This window comes from Burkholderia sp. Ap-955 (assembly GCF_011753045.1).
Lineage (GTDB): Bacteria > Pseudomonadota > Gammaproteobacteria > Burkholderiales > Burkholderiaceae > Burkholderia > Burkholderia lata_D.
Genome location: NZ_VWWH01000128.1, coordinates 1 through 14,728 on the forward strand (window position 1 = coordinate 1; position 14,728 = coordinate 14,728).

12 protein-coding genes are annotated in these 14,728 nt (G+C 67.0%); 2 read left to right on the forward strand and 10 right to left on the reverse strand.

Annotation, left to right across the window (positions count from 1 at the left end; all coding sequences use genetic code 11):
- A partial coding sequence (locus F3J15_RS34410) for an MMPL family transporter (RefSeq protein ID WP_166896852.1) occupies positions 1 to 1,710 on the reverse strand: 1,710 nt, incomplete at its 3' end.
- A 322-nt stretch (positions 1,711 to 2,032) separates the two neighbouring features.
- Here F3J15_RS34410 and F3J15_RS34415 point away from each other — a divergent pair.
- Positions 2,033 to 2,629: an ABC transporter substrate-binding protein gene (locus F3J15_RS34415; protein WP_027790211.1), complete on the forward strand. Its 597-nt coding sequence runs from the start codon at positions 2,033 to 2,035 to the stop codon at positions 2,627 to 2,629.
- Between the two features lie 80 nt (positions 2,630 to 2,709).
- Here the strand turns inward: F3J15_RS34415 and F3J15_RS34420 are convergent, their stop codons facing one another.
- Positions 2,710 to 3,348, reverse strand: a complete 639-nt coding sequence (locus tag F3J15_RS34420) for a TetR/AcrR family transcriptional regulator (RefSeq protein WP_166896854.1) — start codon at positions 3,346 to 3,348, stop codon at positions 2,710 to 2,712.
- Between the two features lie 142 nt (positions 3,349 to 3,490).
- On the opposite strand from F3J15_RS34420, the gene F3J15_RS34425 reads away from it, so the two are divergent.
- Positions 3,491 to 5,020 (forward strand): MFS transporter, encoded by a 1,530-nt coding sequence (locus F3J15_RS34425; protein WP_166896856.1) that lies wholly within the window; start codon positions 3,491 to 3,493, stop codon positions 5,018 to 5,020.
- Positions 5,021 to 5,618: 598 nt separating this feature from the next.
- On the opposite strand, the gene F3J15_RS34430 is transcribed toward F3J15_RS34425, so the two are convergent.
- From F3J15_RS34430 to glcF, 8 genes are all read right to left on the reverse strand, one after another.
- Positions 5,619 to 6,212: a type VI secretion system amidase effector protein Tae4 gene (locus tag F3J15_RS34430; RefSeq protein WP_166896858.1), complete on the reverse strand. Its 594-nt coding sequence runs from the start codon at positions 6,210 to 6,212 to the stop codon at positions 5,619 to 5,621.
- Positions 6,212 to 6,775, reverse strand: a complete 564-nt coding sequence (locus tag F3J15_RS34435) for a PAAR domain-containing protein (protein WP_089446736.1) — start codon at positions 6,773 to 6,775, stop codon at positions 6,212 to 6,214. Before F3J15_RS34435 ends, F3J15_RS34430 begins: the two co-directional genes overlap by 1 nt.
- 202 nt (positions 6,776 to 6,977) lie before the next feature.
- The gene (locus F3J15_RS34440) at positions 6,978 to 7,622 is read right to left on the reverse strand and encodes a response regulator transcription factor (protein ID WP_166896860.1); all 645 of its coding nucleotides are present in this window, start codon (positions 7,620 to 7,622) and stop codon (positions 6,978 to 6,980) included.
- Between the two features lie 29 nt (positions 7,623 to 7,651).
- Entirely contained in the window at positions 7,652 to 9,037 is a 1,386-nt protein-coding gene (locus tag F3J15_RS34445) for a cache domain-containing protein (protein ID WP_166896862.1), read from the reverse strand.
- A 158-nt stretch (positions 9,038 to 9,195) separates the two neighbouring features.
- Complete coding sequence (locus tag F3J15_RS34450) at positions 9,196 to 10,758, reverse strand: sensor domain-containing diguanylate cyclase (RefSeq protein ID WP_166896864.1); 1,563 nt, start codon at positions 10,756 to 10,758, stop codon at positions 9,196 to 9,198.
- Between the two features lie 529 nt (positions 10,759 to 11,287).
- On the reverse strand, positions 11,288 to 13,462 hold the full coding sequence (locus tag F3J15_RS34455; protein WP_166896866.1) for a malate synthase G: 2,175 nt from the start codon (positions 13,460 to 13,462) through the stop codon (positions 11,288 to 11,290).
- Positions 13,463 to 13,505: 43 nt separating this feature from the next.
- On the reverse strand, positions 13,506 to 13,910 hold the full coding sequence (locus F3J15_RS34460; RefSeq protein WP_166896868.1) for a heme-binding protein: 405 nt from the start codon (positions 13,908 to 13,910) through the stop codon (positions 13,506 to 13,508).
- Positions 13,911 to 13,930: 20 nt separating this feature from the next.
- Positions 13,931 to 14,728: glycolate oxidase subunit GlcF (gene glcF / locus F3J15_RS34465; protein ID WP_166896870.1), on the reverse strand; the 798-nt coding region annotated here is incomplete at its 5' end.

The window sequence follows — 14,728 nt, forward strand, 5'->3', positions numbered from 1 at the left end:
CGGCGCGGGCGGCTGCGTCAGCGCAGGCAGCAGGTCGCTCGCGGCGGCGGCGATCGCCGCGCGCTTGGCCGGCTGGTCGGCGGGGATGAAGGTCGACAGCGTGGTCGTGCGGCCGACCTCGGGCAGCGCGTCGAGGCGCTTCGCGGCCGCATCGGCCTCCGCGAGCGACGGCGCGAGCAGCGTGACGTCGTTGACGGCGGCTTCCGGCGAATCCTTCAGGGCGAGCAGCGTCGCCATCGATTCGCTGTTCGGGTCCTTCAGGTGCAGCGGGTTGAAGTCGAAGCGCAGGAACGCGAGCAGCGGCAGCGCGCCGATCACGACCACGAGCGTGCCGATCAGGATCGGCTTGCGATGGCGATCGAGGTAATCGTCGACCGGCGCGAGCCACGGAAAGCCCGGCGTCTTCGATTCGCCCGGCGGCGCGAACAGGCGCAGCAACGCGGGCAGCAGCGTGATCGTGGTGAGCAGCGCGACGAACATCCCGACGCCCGCGATCAGGCCGAGCTCGGACACGCCGCGATAGGCGGTGGGGATGAACGAGAAGAAGCTCGCCGCGACGGCCGCGGTGGCCAGCGCGAGCGGCATGCCCATCGAGTGCGCGGCGCCGATCAGCGCGTGGTCGATGCGCGGATCGCGGAAGCGCTCCTCGCGGTACTTCACGCCGTACTGGATCGAGAAATCGACGCCGAGGCCGACGAACAGCACCATGAACGCGACCGAGATCATGTTCAGCGAGCCGACCATCGCGAGGCCGAGCGCGGCGGTCACGACGAGGCCGACGAACAGCGTGACGAGCACCGAGCCGATCATCCGCTTCGAGCGCAGCGCGAGCCACAGGATGACGAGCACGGCGAGCAGCGTGAAGACGCCGTTGAGCGCCGCGCCATCCTCGACCGATGCGAATTCGTCGTCGGCGAGCGGCTGTTCGCCGGTCAGGCGCACGACGGCGCCGTAGCGCTTCTCGAGGTCGATCGAACGGGCCGCGTCGCGGATCACCTGGCTGGTTTCCGCGCCGGCCTTCAGCGCGCCGTAGTTGACCACGGGCTGCACGGTGACGAACGCGCGCGCGGGCTGCCGCGCGGCATCGTTGTCGACCAGCGCGCGCCACGAGAACGCGGCCGGCTTGCCGGCCAGCACGTCGTCGACCGTCGCGGCGCTGCGGGCGAGCAGCTTCGCCATCGTGGGCAGCTTCACCTGGCCGGTCAGCAGCGGCTGGCCGAGCGTGGTGGAGAGCGTCGTGGCGAGCCCGGTCAGGCTCGGGTTCTTCGCGAGTTCGTTGACGAGCGGGCGCGCGCTCGCGAGCTGCGAGGTCGTATCGGTGACTTCCTGCGGCGACAGGAACAGCAGCCCGTTGTGGTCGAAGAACGGCCCGCCGCCGGGCTCGGCGACCTGGCCGATACGGCCGGCGGCGGCATCCTTCTGCAGCGCTTCGGTCAGCGCCTGCGCTGCGGCATTCGCGAATTCGGGCGCGGGCGCCTCGACAACCGCGAGGATCGTGCCGTTGCGTTGCGGGAACGCTTTGTCGACGGCATGGCCGAGCGCGGCAAATTGCGGTTCCGCGTCGACGAGCTTGCTGATGTCGGTGTTGATCTTGAAATGCTGCGCGACATAGACGCCGCTGAGCGCGGCGATGACGAGCGACAGCACGACGACCCAGACGGGTCGGCGTACCGACCATGCAACGAGTCGGACGATGAGAGATGTCACCATGTGGCGGTGGGGAGCGGCTGGAAAGGGCAAAGTAGCCAAGTATACCGGCGCAGCGTGGCGGCGGTCGTGACGTTGGGGGTTGCGAGAAGGGAAGGAGATTTGTTCGCGGCGGCGGAATCGATACCGCCGGCCGAACCGTTTGTAAGGGGATATTTACATAAACGGCGCCGCGCTGCTTCGACGCGCCGCCGCGGGCCTGTGACAAAGGATCTGAAAGGTAACAGTCGGTCACGGCGGCACACCGGGGCGTCAGGCCCGGTATACTTTGCTTCGTCGGCCGGTGCAACGAACCGGTCGTTTTTTCTCATCGAGCGATATTCGTATGAAACGTCATCTGTTTGCTTTCGTCGCGGCGGCCGCCGTGTCGGTTTCCGCTTTCGCGCAGAGTGCGCCGGTCGATATCGTCCGCAATGCGGTCGAGGGCACCGTCAACGCGATGAAGGCCGATCCGGCCGCACGCGGCGGTGACATGGCGAAGGTCTCGGCGGTGGTCGAGCAGCGCTTCCTGCCCGCGACCAACTTCGAGCGCACGACCCGCATCGCGGTCGGTGACGCGTGGAAGCAGGCCACGCCGCAACAGCAGCAGGAGCTGTACAAGCAGTTCAAGCTGCTGATGACGCGCACCTACGCCGCGTCGCTCGCGCAGCTCGGCAGCCAGGACGCGAAGTTCTCGTTCAAGGCCGGCGGCGCGTCGGGCGCCGACGCGCTCGTGCAGTCGACGGTCACCACGCCGGGTGACAGCCAGTCGGTCGGCTATCGTCTCGGCAAGGTCGGCAACGACTGGAAGATCTACGACATCGACATGTCAGGTGCGTGGCTGATCCAGGTCTACCAGGGGCAGTTCAAGAGCCAGCTCGCGTCGGGCGGGATCGATGGCCTGATCGCGTATCTGCAGAAGCACAATTCGCGGACGAACTGACAGCCGCTGCCAGGCTGCAGTCCGGATGCACAAAGGGCGCCCTCGGGCGCCCTTTTTCATGGCTGTGCGCCGACGGCGCATTACGCGCCGGCGCCGAGCATCCGCAGGCAATCGTCGACCACCGCGTCGACGAACGCGGCACGATCCGTTTCCGGCGCCGCGATGATGTGATCGGTCGCGCCATGCACGCCCGCATAGATCAGCAGCGCGGTCACCTGCGGATGCGCGAGCCGCCAGGTGCCGGCCCGTGCGCCGCCGTCGAGAATCGCGCCGAGCTGCTCGAGGATCGCGTTCTTGTCGGCATTCGCGCGATCATGGTGATGGTGGTTCGCGTAGACGATGTCGTGCGTGCGGTAGGTCGCCGCGTAGGTTTCGATGCTGGTGCGGATCCATGCGCGCAGGCGCGCGAGCCAGTCGTCGGCGTCGCATGCGTCCACCGCGTGCTGCAGCCGGTCGAGGAACGACGACGTGTAGCGCTGCGCGAGCGCGGCGAGCATGTCGGACTTCGATTCGAAGTAGTGATAGAACGTGCCTTTCGCGACCTGCGCGTGCTCGACGATCTCGCTGATGGTCGTCGCCTCCACCCCCTGCGCGAGGAACAGCGTCTCGGCCGCCGCCATTAGTTCCTCGAGGCGTACTTCCGCCGGCTTCGTGCGCGGCTTGCCTGCCGGCGCGTCGTCCTTCACTGTCGTGGTCCCTGCCCTTGTCCTGTCCGTCATCGCGGCTCGACGCCCGTTCGTGCAAAGCCCGCAGTTTAGGCCAGCACCCCGCTCGCGGCCAACGCAGTCCATTGACCGACGGTCAGTCGATATATATGATGAGAATCATTCTCATCCCCGTGCCCGTGAAGGGCCGACCGCCATGCCTCGCTACCGCCGCGCCGCACTCGTCCTGGCCGCCTGTCTCGGCACCTTTCTCGCCACGCTCGACATCAGCATCGTCAACGTCGCATTGCCGACGCTGCAAACGGCGCTCGGCACCGATATCGGCGGCCTTCAATGGGTCGTCAATGCGTATGCGCTGGCGCTGTCCGCGTTCATGCTGTCGGCCGGGCCGCTCGGCGATCGTTACGGACACAAGCGCGTGTGGCTCGCCAGCGTCGTCCTGTTTACGGCCGGATCGGTGGTTTGCGCATGCGCGGGCAGCATCGAGCCGCTGCTGACCGGCCGCGCGATCCAGGGGTTTGCCGGTGCATTGCTGATACCGGGCGCGATGCCGATCCTCACGCATGCGTTTCCCAATGCGCGCGAGCGCGCCCGCGCGATCGGCGGATGGTCCGCGTTCAGCGCGCTCGCGCTGATTCTCGGGCCGCTGGCAGGCGGCCTGCTCGTCGAGCACGGCGGATGGCAGAACATCTTCCTCGTCAACGTGCCGATCGGCATCGTGACCGTGCTGCTCGGCGCATGGGGCATTCCGGAGCGCCGGCATCCGCAGCATGCGGCGTTCGATCCGTTCGGCCAGGTGCTGAGCGTGGCCTGGCTCGGGTTGCTCACGTACGGGCTGATCGGTATCGGCGAAGCCGGCGCGTCGCACGTGAAGGTGCTCGCGCCGCTGGCGGGCGCCGCGGTGGCGTTCGTCGTGTTCGTGCGGGTCGAAACGCGCGTCGAGCGGCCGCTGCTGCCGGTCTGGCTGTTTCGCGACCGGCGGCTGGTGCGAGCCAATCTCGCGTCGTTCGTGCTCGGGTTCTCGGGGTACAGCAGTTTGTTCTTCCTGTCGCTGTTCCTGCAGCAGGCGCAGGGGCGCACGCCGGCCGAGGCTGGCTGGCAACTGATGCCGCAGTTCGTGATGACGGCGATCACGTCGATGCTGTTCGGGCGCATCGCGGCGCGTATTCCGTTGCATGCGCTGATGGTGGCTGGATACGGGCTGATCGGCGCGATGCTGGCGCTCATGGCCGGCTTCGGCGCGGACACGTCGTATGTGCCGGTCGGTGTCGCGCTGGCGGTGCTCGGGGTCGGCATGGGGCTCGCGGTGCCCGCGACCGGCATGACCGTGATGGAACTGGCGCCGGCCGAACGCGCGGGCATGGCGTCGGCGACGATGAACGCGTTGCGTCAGACCGGGATGAGCATGGGCATCGCGGTGCTCGGCAGCGTGATGAGCGTCGGTGCGCTGCGCCGGATGACGGCCGCGATGCAGGCGGCCGGCAGCGCGCAAGCGGATACGCTCGCGCGGCAGTCGGTGATGGAGCATGTGTTTGCGGCAGGGCGGCCGGCGCTGCTCGGTGCGTATCGGGACGCGATGGCGCACGGGTTTTCGATCGCGGTTTTGTGTTCCGGGATCCTCAGTATTGTGGTTGCGGTGATGCTGATGGTGCGGCGTGAAGTCAGTCGAAAGCAGGGTATTGGGCCGGTGTCGTGCTCGACGCAATCGCGGCCGGAACGACCGTGACCGGTCAACCTCGCCACCTATCGAATCACATATGACGCGATGTAGATCAGCATCGTGGGCGTTGCCAAGGCGGCCAAGGAAAGCACCCATTTTCGTGCTGTGACACGTTGACGCGCGATCCGCCAACCCGCGAAGGCGAATGCAAGCGATGGGCCGAGCAGCCACACGATGAGCAGCGCGAAAACTGGCCAGGGTGGTGAACAGAGATCGATTTCGCGGCAGGAATGCTGACCGAAGTGCATTCGCCAACCGGTATGAATCCGCCAATCGATCCGGCTTCCGATCCAGCATGCGAGCCAGGTAGTTACCAGACCTGCGATCCCGTACAAGAGCGAGAGTCCTACACGTCTTATTCTTGGCCGCATGTCCGAGGATTAACGTGATTTCCTGCGAGTCACGATGCTCGCCGAAACGATCGCAAAGATGGCAGACAGCCCACCCCATCCTGCGAAGAACGCATCCGCGATTTCCGGGTTCGTATCGAAAAGGCTACCTCTGCCATGCAGGACGAATGTTCCGTATGCGTAGAGAGAGCCCCAGCAGATCAAGGTGGCGAAGGCTACGCCGACAAGTGCGCTCGCTACAGCGGCAACGAATTTCATTTGACGGGAAAGAACAAAATGGTTTTTGAGTTGCGGAAATCCGACCAGAAACCCGCTATGACAATATTCCACGAAATCCGAATGCCTGATGCGAAACCGGTGAGCCTGCCTCCATTCCAGAGGTCGATATGGCCGCCGCTCAAATTGTCCGGCGAATCGCCGTCCTGCAGCCAATAGCCATCGAAGAAGACAATTCCGGTTCGACTTGCTACCTTGCTCGCCCAATCGCGTCCCGTAATGTTCTCGGGAGCCAGTACGCCGGCGACCGGCCGTAGCTTCAACCACTCGGCGAACTCGTACGCGCGTGTGGCTGTCGGTTTTCCTCTGAGCATGAGGCGGCCCAGTGTCGGCTTGCCTGGCATTGGTCGGACCCGTTTCTGCGAAAACGACTTCATCTCGATGCCGACGTTGTGCAGCGTTACACTCATCCGGATCGCACACTGGTTCTTGTACTGCCCGTTCGGATCATCGTACGGATTTCCGTGAGCATAGTTGTTCCAGAGTTCGGAAAACGTCACGGACTTCAGCTGGACTTCCTTGTGAGAGTTTTGAACAGTGGTTGTCTTCACGACTGTTTTTGCGTTTGGCATTACGCATCTCCGCTCAGTCGTGCGAGCGCTTCGTCGCCCCAATAGACCGTGTACGTGCCCTCATGGCTCGTATGAACACGCGGCAGGTATCCGGTGGCATCGAGTCGGCCCGAGTGAACACGCCCGTCCGATGTTTCGATGATGTACGGATAATCCGGCACTGCGCCGTTTCCGACGGCGCGAACGCATTCGTCATAGACGCCCGTGGCTATGGTCGTCACATTGCCTTGCGGATTCGATCCAGAGGAAACGATGCTTTCCGTTTCCGCTTCGTCATCGCACCATGAATTGCCGGAGAGCACCGCGACGATGCGTGGCGGTGTCGCGCACCGACATAAAACGATGTCGCCATCGGCTGCCGTTTCGCCCATGAATTTGATGCGCTTCGGTCCGCCGGCCTTGGCAATCTGTCCAGTACTTCCGCATGCTTCGCAGAACGCGAGGCCGCCGATCAGCGCAACCTGATGGCCAGCGTCGCCAAACGTGAATCGTGGCCCTGCGTAGGCAATGACGTGTCCCCCGGTTTCCAACTCGTCGCCGACAACGGCGATACGGCGCATCATGATTTCGCTCCTCGGCCTAGATCACCGATATCTGCCGGTGATGCCGGGTGCCGCACGACGAGTTCATGCAGGCGTCATGCGAAACACGAGCACGATGCTCGTTCCGGCAAGCGAAAGGATTCCATCGACCCGGGGAGCGGTCGATTGGACGAGTATGAAATTGGACGGCGAATCGTGAGGTGGACGCCGTTGACGTGCTGGCCTACCTTCGCCGATGCTCCACCGCGAACTTGATCAGCTCGGCCTGCCCTTCGATCTCCAGCTTGCGCTTCAGATTGAGCCGGTGCGTCTCGACGGTGCGCACCGACAGCCCCGTCTGCTGCGCGATCTGCTTGCTCGACAGCCCTTCCGCCAGCGCGTCGAGGATGTCGCGTTCGCGTGGCGTGAGCCGGTCGAGCGGCGACGCGGTCGCGCTCGCGTGGATCATCCGCGCGGCGAGCCCTTCGCTGAAGAACGTCTGGCCGCCCAGCACCGCGCCGATCGCGCGCACGATCTCGCTCGCGGGCGAATCCTTCAGCAGGTAGCCGCTCGCGCCGGCACGCACGGCCTGCGTCACGTATTCGGTGTTGTCGTGCATCGACAGCATCAGCACGCGGATGCCCGGAAAGCGCTCGTGGAACACGCCTGCGAGCGTGATGCCGTTCATCCCGTTCATGCCGACGTCCATCAGCGCGAGATCGGGTTCGAGCGACGCGGCGAGCGCGAGCGCCTCGTCGGCGTTGCCGGCTTCGCCGACCACGGACAGGTCGGCCGCTTCGAGCCGCATCCGCAAGCCGTCGCGCACGAGCGGGTGATCGTCGACGAGCAGCAGTCGGGCGACGGGCCGGGCGGTGTCGGGGGCGCTCATGCGTGAAAGGTCTCCTGTTATGGGGCGCGTCATGACGCGGCGCCGGGCAGCGGCACGCGCGCGGCGACGATCGTGTGGCCGACCTGCGACGTGATCGTCAGCGTGCCGCCGAGCGCGTCGAGGCGCTCGCGCATGTTGCGCAGGCCGATGCCGCGGCGCGCGTCGGCCTGCGAGCGTTCGGCGTCGAAGCCGCAGCCGTTGTCGGCGATGGTCAGCACGACGGATTGCGCGCCGACGTCGAGCGTGACGGCCGCGCGCGACGCCTGCGCATGATGCACGATGTTGCTGAGCGCTTCCTGGGCGATCCGGAACAGCGCGGTGTTGACGGCTTCGGGCAGCGGCCGGGTGCCGCTGTGCGCGACCTGCGTATAGCCGATGTCGATACCGCTTTCGGCGCCGAGCTCGCGCACCAGTTGCTCGAGCGCGGCCGCGAGGCCGAGGTCGTCGAGCATGGACGGACGCAGCGCATGCGAGATGCGCCGCACTTCGCGCAGCGTATCGCCGAGCCGCCCGACGCCCGACGCTAGTGCCTGCTCGGCTTCGGGCATGCGCGCCGAGGCGCGTTCGAAGCGTGCGAGCGCGGATTCGAGCATCAGCTTCGCGGACACCATCATCTGGCTGATCCCGTCATGCAGCTCGCGCGACAGCCGCGCCCGCTCCTGCTCCTGCGATTCGACGACGCGCTGCGCGAGCAGCTTGAGCTTCGCGTCGGCGCTGCGCGACTCGCTGACGTTCAGCACCAGCGCGCACACGACGATCGCCGCCGCGCCGGTGAGCGCGATCGCGGTGAGCCAGCTCATCGTGCGCTCGATGTTCGCGGACGCGCGTGCGTCGATGCGCTGCAGCGCGGTGTCGACGTCGTCGAGATAGATGCCGGTGCCGACCATCCAGCCCCAGCGCTCGAGCGCGACGACGTAGCCGAGCTTCGGCGCGACGCGGCCCGTCGACGGCCGCTGCCATGCGTAGCGCACGTAGCCGCCGCCGCTCGACGCCGCGCCGATCAGCTTCTGGATCGTCAGCGCGCCCTGCGGGTCGCGCATCGACCAGTAGTTGTGGCCGACGCGCTCGGGTTCGCGCGGATGCATCAGCGAATTGCCGTGCAAGTCGTACACGAAGAAATAGCCGTCGGGGCCGAAATCCATCTTCTGCAGCATCGCGAGCGCCTGCATGCGCAGCATCGCGTCGTCGCGCGCGTTGCGGCCGCTCGCGTCGTAGAGCGGCATGATCGCGCTCGTCGCCAGCTCGACGTAGTGCTTCAGCTCGACTTCCTTGCTCGACAGGTACGCGGCCTGGATCGTCGCGTGCTGCGTGCGCGCGAGGGACGTCGCCTGCTGGCGCACGCCGAAGCCGATGCCGGCGATCGCGAGCAGGAACGGCACAATGGCCAGAAGGAAGATCTTTGCCTTGAGTCTCATGGTGGTGCGAAGCAGCCGTGCACCGGCGCGGGCCGGCCGGGTGCGTCAGCCGTGCGGCGGCATGTCGAGGCGACATTGTCGGCGATTTTGCGCACGGGCGGCGACGGCGGCCCGGCGGCCGCCCGGCCGTCGCTCGGCGGCGTGGCGTGTCCGGCCGCTCAGGCCTGCCGCGCCGCGAGGCCGCCGGAAGCAGCCGGGTGCACGACGATGCGGTTGCGCCCGCTTTCCTTCGCGCGATACAGCGCGTCGTCGGCGAGTTTCAGCGCGCCCTGCATGTCGTCGTCTTGTTCGGGATAGCTGGTCGTCACGCCGATGCTCACCGTCAGGCGGCCGGACGTGCCGGCGTCGTGCCGGATGCCGAGATCGAGGATGCCGGTGCGGATCGTCTCGGCGATCGTCACCGCGCCGTCCGTGTCGATGTCGGGCAGCACCACGACGAATTCCTCGCCGCCGTAGCGCGCGGCGTAATCGGCCGGGCGGCGCAGGCAGCCGGCGATGCAGTGGCCGACCGCGGCAAGCGCGTCGTCGCCGGCCTGGTGCCCTTGCGTGTCGTTGTAGCGCTTGAAGTAATCGACGTCGATGAACAGCAGCGACAGCGCGTGCTGCGAGCGCGCGGCACGGCGCCATTCGCGCGCGAGCGTGACGTCGAGCATCCGGCGGTTGTCGAGGCCCGTGAGGCCGTCGGTGCGCGCGAGCGCCTGCAGTTCGGTTTCCGCGCGGTGGCGCTTGCGCAGCTGCACGTCGAGCAGCAGCGACAGGCCGACGAAGCCGATCGCGAGCGCGACCATCGCGGAGCCGATCGGGATCGCACGGTCGTACCACGCGGCGTAGGTATCGGCTTCCGAGCGCGCGACCATGATGATGAGCGGCAGGTTCTCGAGGTGCCGGAACACGTACAGGCGCCGCACGCCGTCGATCGACGCGGTGTCGGCGAAGCTGCCTTCATTGGCGGTCATGAACCGCCGGAACGTGCTGGCTCGGCTGATGTCGCGGCCGACGATCTTCGGGTCGTACGGCTCGCGCGCGAGCATCCTGCCGTCCGTGTTGATCAGCGCGATCGAGCCGCGATCGCCCAGGGACAGGCGCGAGAACAGGTTCTGGAAATATTCGAGCCGGATCGACATCACGGCGACGCCGCCGAACGAGCCGTCGGGCCTCGTGATCCGCCGGCTGAGCGCGATGCTCGGCGAGCCGCCGCGGAGCCGCGAGAGATACGGCGGGCTGACGTACAGGCCGGCGCCGGGGTGGTCGCGGTGCACGACGAAGTACGGCTCGTTGCTGAAGTTGGCCTTGCGCGGCACGTCGCTCTTGCCGTCGACCGAGATGTCGCCCTTCGCGTCGAGCACGTAGATCCCGCCGAGGTACTTGGCGGTCGTCGCACGGTCAAACAGCACCTGGCGGCGCAGCGCCATCGGCAGCTTGACGACCTCGGGGTCGTTCTCGCCTTCGACGACGGCCTGCAGCGACAGCGAATAGATTTCGATGTTGCGCTCGATGTCCCACGACGCCATCAGCGCAAGATTCTGCTGCATCGCGGCCGAGCGGTCGCGCGCGTCGATGCGGCCTTCGTACAGCACGACCCCGCACAGGAGCAGCAGGACCAGCGCGATCAGCAGACCGGTATAGAAGATCAGGTGCGGCAGCAGGAACCGGCGCAGATGCGCGGCGACACGGCTCGTCAGGCCGGATTCGCGGGGCATTGCGTAGTCGGTTTCTGCCATGGTCGATGGATCGATGGGCATTGCCGCCGGGAGGCGGGCCGATGCGATTGTTCGTATGTTGTGCCGGCGGCGATCCGTGACGCGGCCATTCCGACGCCTTCCTGCCGGCCGGCGGGAAAATGGACGCCGATTATCGGTAATCGCGGCCAGATATACCGGTAAATCAAGCATTCACTGGTGACATCTGCGCCGATTCCACGATCCGACGAATCGGGCAACGCGAATTCAACGGAGTATAACGCGCGCGTCCGCGGACGCGGAAAATGTTGCGGGCTGTTGATCCGGATCAAATGACAGTGAATTCCGGGGCTTGCGAATATCGGGCAGAGCGTTCCAGCGCAAGGCTTTGCGGCATGAAGGGCCGTCGCGCGCGGCATGCAGCCGTCGATTCCATCTGGTTAACGGCACACGCACGCGAAAAATGAAGGCATGCGATATGCGCCGATTATTCGTTTCAACGGCCGGGCGAACGTAAAAATGAAAACGGGCGGCCGGAGGCGGCCGCCCGTTTCGTGAAGCACGCCTGCGCTTAACCGCCGTGCTGTTGCGCCTTGAACGCGAGGCGGAACCGGTGCAGCAGCGGCTCGGTATAGCCGCTCGGCTGCGACGTGCCCTGCAGCGCGAGCGCACACGCGGCCTTGAACGCGGTCGACTGGTCGTAGCCGGGCGCCATCGGGCGATAGTTCGGGTCGCCGGCGTTCTGCTGGTCGACGACGCGCGCCATCCGCTTGAACACGTCGAGCACGAACGCTTCGGTGATCACGCCGTGGCGCAGCCAGTTCGCGATGTGCTGGCTCGAGATGCGCAGCGTCGCGCGGTCTTCCATCAGGCCGACGTCGTGGATGTCGGGCACCTTCGAGCAGCCGACGCCCTGTTCGACCCAGCGCACGACGTAGCCGAGGATGCCCTGCGCGTTGTTCTCGACTTCGCTCAGGATCTCGGCCTCGCTCCACGCGGCGCGCTCGACGACCGGCACGGTCAGCAGGCCTTCGAGCAGCGCGTCGCGTTCGCTTGCGTACGGCGTCTTCTCGAGTTCCTGCTGGACGGCCTGCACGTCGACGAGGTGGTAGTGCAGCGCGTGCAGCGTCGCGGCGGTCGGCGACGGCACCCACGCGGTGTTCGCGCCGGCGCGCGGATGCGCGATCTTCTGCTCGAGCATCGCGTGCATCAGGTCCGGCATCGCCCACATGCCCTTGCCGATCTGCGCGCGGCCGCGCAGGCCGGCCGACAGGCCCGCGAGCACGTTGTTGCGCTCGTACGACTGGATCCACGCCGACGACTTCATGTCGCCCTTGCGGATCATCGGGCCCGCTTCCATCGCGGTGTGCATCTCGTCGCCGGTGCGATCGAGGAAGCCGGTGTTGATGAACGCCACGCGTGCGGCGGCCGCGGCGATACACGCGGCGAGGTTCACGCTGGTGCGGCGCTCCTCGTCCATGATGCCCATCTTCAGCGTGTTGCGCGGCAGGTTGTACAGGTCCTCGATGCGCGCGAACAGCGTATCGGCGAACGCGACTTCGACCGCGCCGTGCATCTTCGGCTTCACGATGTAGATCGAGCCGGTGCGCGAGTTGCGCTTCGCCTTCAGGTCGTGCAGCGCGCACAGCGTCGTGACGACACCGTCGAGGATCCCTTCTGGGATCTCGTTGCCGTCGCGGTCGAGCACCGCGCCGTTGGTCATCAGGTGGCCGACGTTGCGCACGAACAGCAGCGAGCGGCCGTGCAGCGACAGCGTGCCGCCCGCAGGCGTGGTGTACTCGCGATCGGCGTTCAGGCGGCGCGTGAAGGTCTTGCCGCCCTTCGCGACTTCCTCGACCAGCGTGCCCTGCATCAGGCCGAGCCAGTTGCGGTAGAGCTGGACCTTGTCTTCCGCGTCCACCGCCGCGACCGAATCCTCGCAGTCGATGATCGTGCTGACCGCGGCTTCAAGCACGACGTCCTTCACGTTCGCGAGATCGGCGCGGCCGATCGGTGTCGACGCGTCGATCTGGATCTCGAGGTGCAGGCCGTTGTGCTTCAGCAGGATCGCGGACGGCGCGTCGGCCGCGCCCTGGTAGCCGACGAACTGCGCCGGCTGCGCGAGATGCACGACGCCCTTCGCGGTTTCGACGGCGAGCTGGCCGTCCTGCACGCGGTAGCGCAGCGCGTCGCGGTGCGAGCCGTCCGCGAGCGGCGCCGCGTTGTCGAGCACGTTGCGCGCGTAGTCGATCACGCGCTGGCCGCGCGTCGGGTTGTAGGCCGTGGTGCGTTCGGCGCCGCCGTCTTCAGGCAGCGCGTCGGTGCCGTACAGCGCGTCGTACAGGCTGCCCCAGCGGGCGTTCGCGGCGTTCAGCGCGTAGCGCGCGTTCGACAGCGGCACGACGAGCTGCGGGCCGGCCTGCGTGGCGATCTCGCTGTCGACGTTCGCGGTGGCTGCCGCGACGTTCGACGGGACCGGCACGAGGTAGCCGATGTGTTCGAGGAACGCGCGATACGCGGCGTGGTCGCGCACGGGGCCGGGGTGGGCACGGTGCCAGGTGTCGAGTTCGTGCTGCAGGCGGTCGCGTTCCGCGAGCAACTCGCGGTTGCGCGGCGCCAGGTCGTGCACCAGGGCCGAGAAACCGCTCCAGAACGCGGCCTTGTCGATGCCGGTGCCCGGCAGTGCTTCGTTTTCAATGAACTGGCTCAGCGCTGGCGCGACTTGCAGTCCTGCTTGGTCGATCATCGTTAATCCTCCCGGGGAAAAAATCGCGCGCGGCTTTGGCTGGTTACGCTGCGACGCTTTGTGTGCCGGCGCGGGCGATCTGCGCGTCCTGTTCGGACTTTACGCCAGACACGCCGATCGCGCCCGCGATTCGGCCGCCGACCGTGACCGGCACGCCGCCTTCGAGCAACCCCGTCAGCGGCACGCTGAGAAACGCGGTGCGGCCACCGTTGATCATATCCTCATACGCTTTCGTTTCCCGCCGGCCGAGCGCCGCCGCGCGCGCCTTGTCCTGCGCGATATACGTGCTGGCCGGCGATGCACCGTCCAGGCGTGCAAAAGCGAGCAGGTGGCCGCCGTCGTCGACGACGGCGATCGACACGGCCCAGCCGTGGCGGTCCGCTTCCGCGCGGGCGGCGGCGAGCATGCGGTCGGCATCGGCGAGTTCGAGTTCGGGTTTCGTCTGCATGGCAATCCTCCGGAATCAGGTCAGTTGACGAGATGGTTGTCGACGAGCTCGATCCAGTGGCGCACGGGCGTGCGGCCTGCGCCGTTCAGGTGAGTCTGGCAGCCGACGTTGGCCGTGACAATCAGGTCCGGCCGCGCGGCTTCGAGCGCGTCGAGCCGGTTGTCGCGCAGTTTCGTCGCGAGTTCGGGCTGCGTCAGCGAATACGTGCCGGCCGAGCCGCAGCACAGATGGCCGTCGGCGACATTCGTCAGATCGAAGCCGAGCCGCCTCAGGATGCGTTCGACCGCGCCGCCGAGGCGCTGCGCGTGCTGCAGCGTGCACGGGCAATGCACCGCGATGCGGCGTGGCGTCGAGCCGGCCAGCGCGTCGAGCGGCTCGGCCGCGATCACCTCGGCGAGATCGCGCGCGAGCGTGCTGACGCGCTGCGCTTTCTCCGCATAGACGGGGTCGGAGCGCAGCAGGTCGCCGTATTCCTTGACGAATGCGCCGCAGCCGCTCGCCGTCAGCACGATCGCTTCCGCGCCGGCTTCGATCGCGGGCCACCAGGCGTCGATATTGCGGCGTGCGCGGGCGAGGCCCGCATCCTGCGCGTTCAGGTGATATTCGGACGCGCCGCAGCAGCCGGCTTCGCGCGCCGGGCTCACGCTGATGCCGAGCCGGTCGAGCACGCGCGCGGCGGCCGCGTTGGTGTTCGGCGACAGCGACGGCTGCACGCAGCCTTCGAGCATCAGCACGCGCCGTGCGTGGCGTACGGGCGGGCGCGGTGCGGCCGCGGGGACGGCGGCCGGGATCTTGGCCTGCAGCGTGCCGGGCAGCAG

What these genes read in the sequence shown, in the direction of transcription:
- F3J15_RS34420 (WP_166896854.1), bottom strand. Translation starts at nt 3,348, where the DNA reads ATGACGGACAGGACAAGGGCAGGGACCACGACAGTGAAGGACGACGCG.
- F3J15_RS34440 (WP_166896860.1), bottom strand. Translation starts at nt 7,622, where the DNA reads ATGAGCGCCCCCGACACCGCCCGGCCCGTCGCCCGACTGCTGCTCGTC.
- F3J15_RS34460 (WP_166896868.1), bottom strand. Translation starts at nt 13,910, where the DNA reads ATGCAGACGAAACCCGAACTCGAACTCGCCGATGCCGACCGCATGCTC.
- F3J15_RS34450 (WP_166896864.1), bottom strand. Translation starts at nt 10,758, where the DNA reads ATGGCAGAAACCGACTACGCAATGCCCCGCGAATCCGGCCTGACGAGC.
- F3J15_RS34435 (WP_089446736.1), bottom strand. Translation starts at nt 6,775, where the DNA reads ATGATGCGCCGTATCGCCGTTGTCGGCGACGAGTTGGAAACCGGGGGA.
- F3J15_RS34455 (WP_166896866.1), bottom strand. Translation starts at nt 13,462, where the DNA reads ATGATCGACCAAGCAGGACTGCAAGTCGCGCCAGCGCTGAGCCAGTTC.
- F3J15_RS34415 (WP_027790211.1), top strand. Translation starts at nt 2,033, where the DNA reads ATGAAACGTCATCTGTTTGCTTTCGTCGCGGCGGCCGCCGTGTCGGTT.
- F3J15_RS34430 (WP_166896858.1), bottom strand. Translation starts at nt 6,212, where the DNA reads ATGCCAAACGCAAAAACAGTCGTGAAGACAACCACTGTTCAAAACTCT.
- F3J15_RS34425 (WP_166896856.1), top strand. Translation starts at nt 3,491, where the DNA reads ATGCCTCGCTACCGCCGCGCCGCACTCGTCCTGGCCGCCTGTCTCGGC.
- F3J15_RS34445 (WP_166896862.1), bottom strand. Translation starts at nt 9,037, where the DNA reads ATGAGACTCAAGGCAAAGATCTTCCTTCTGGCCATTGTGCCGTTCCTG.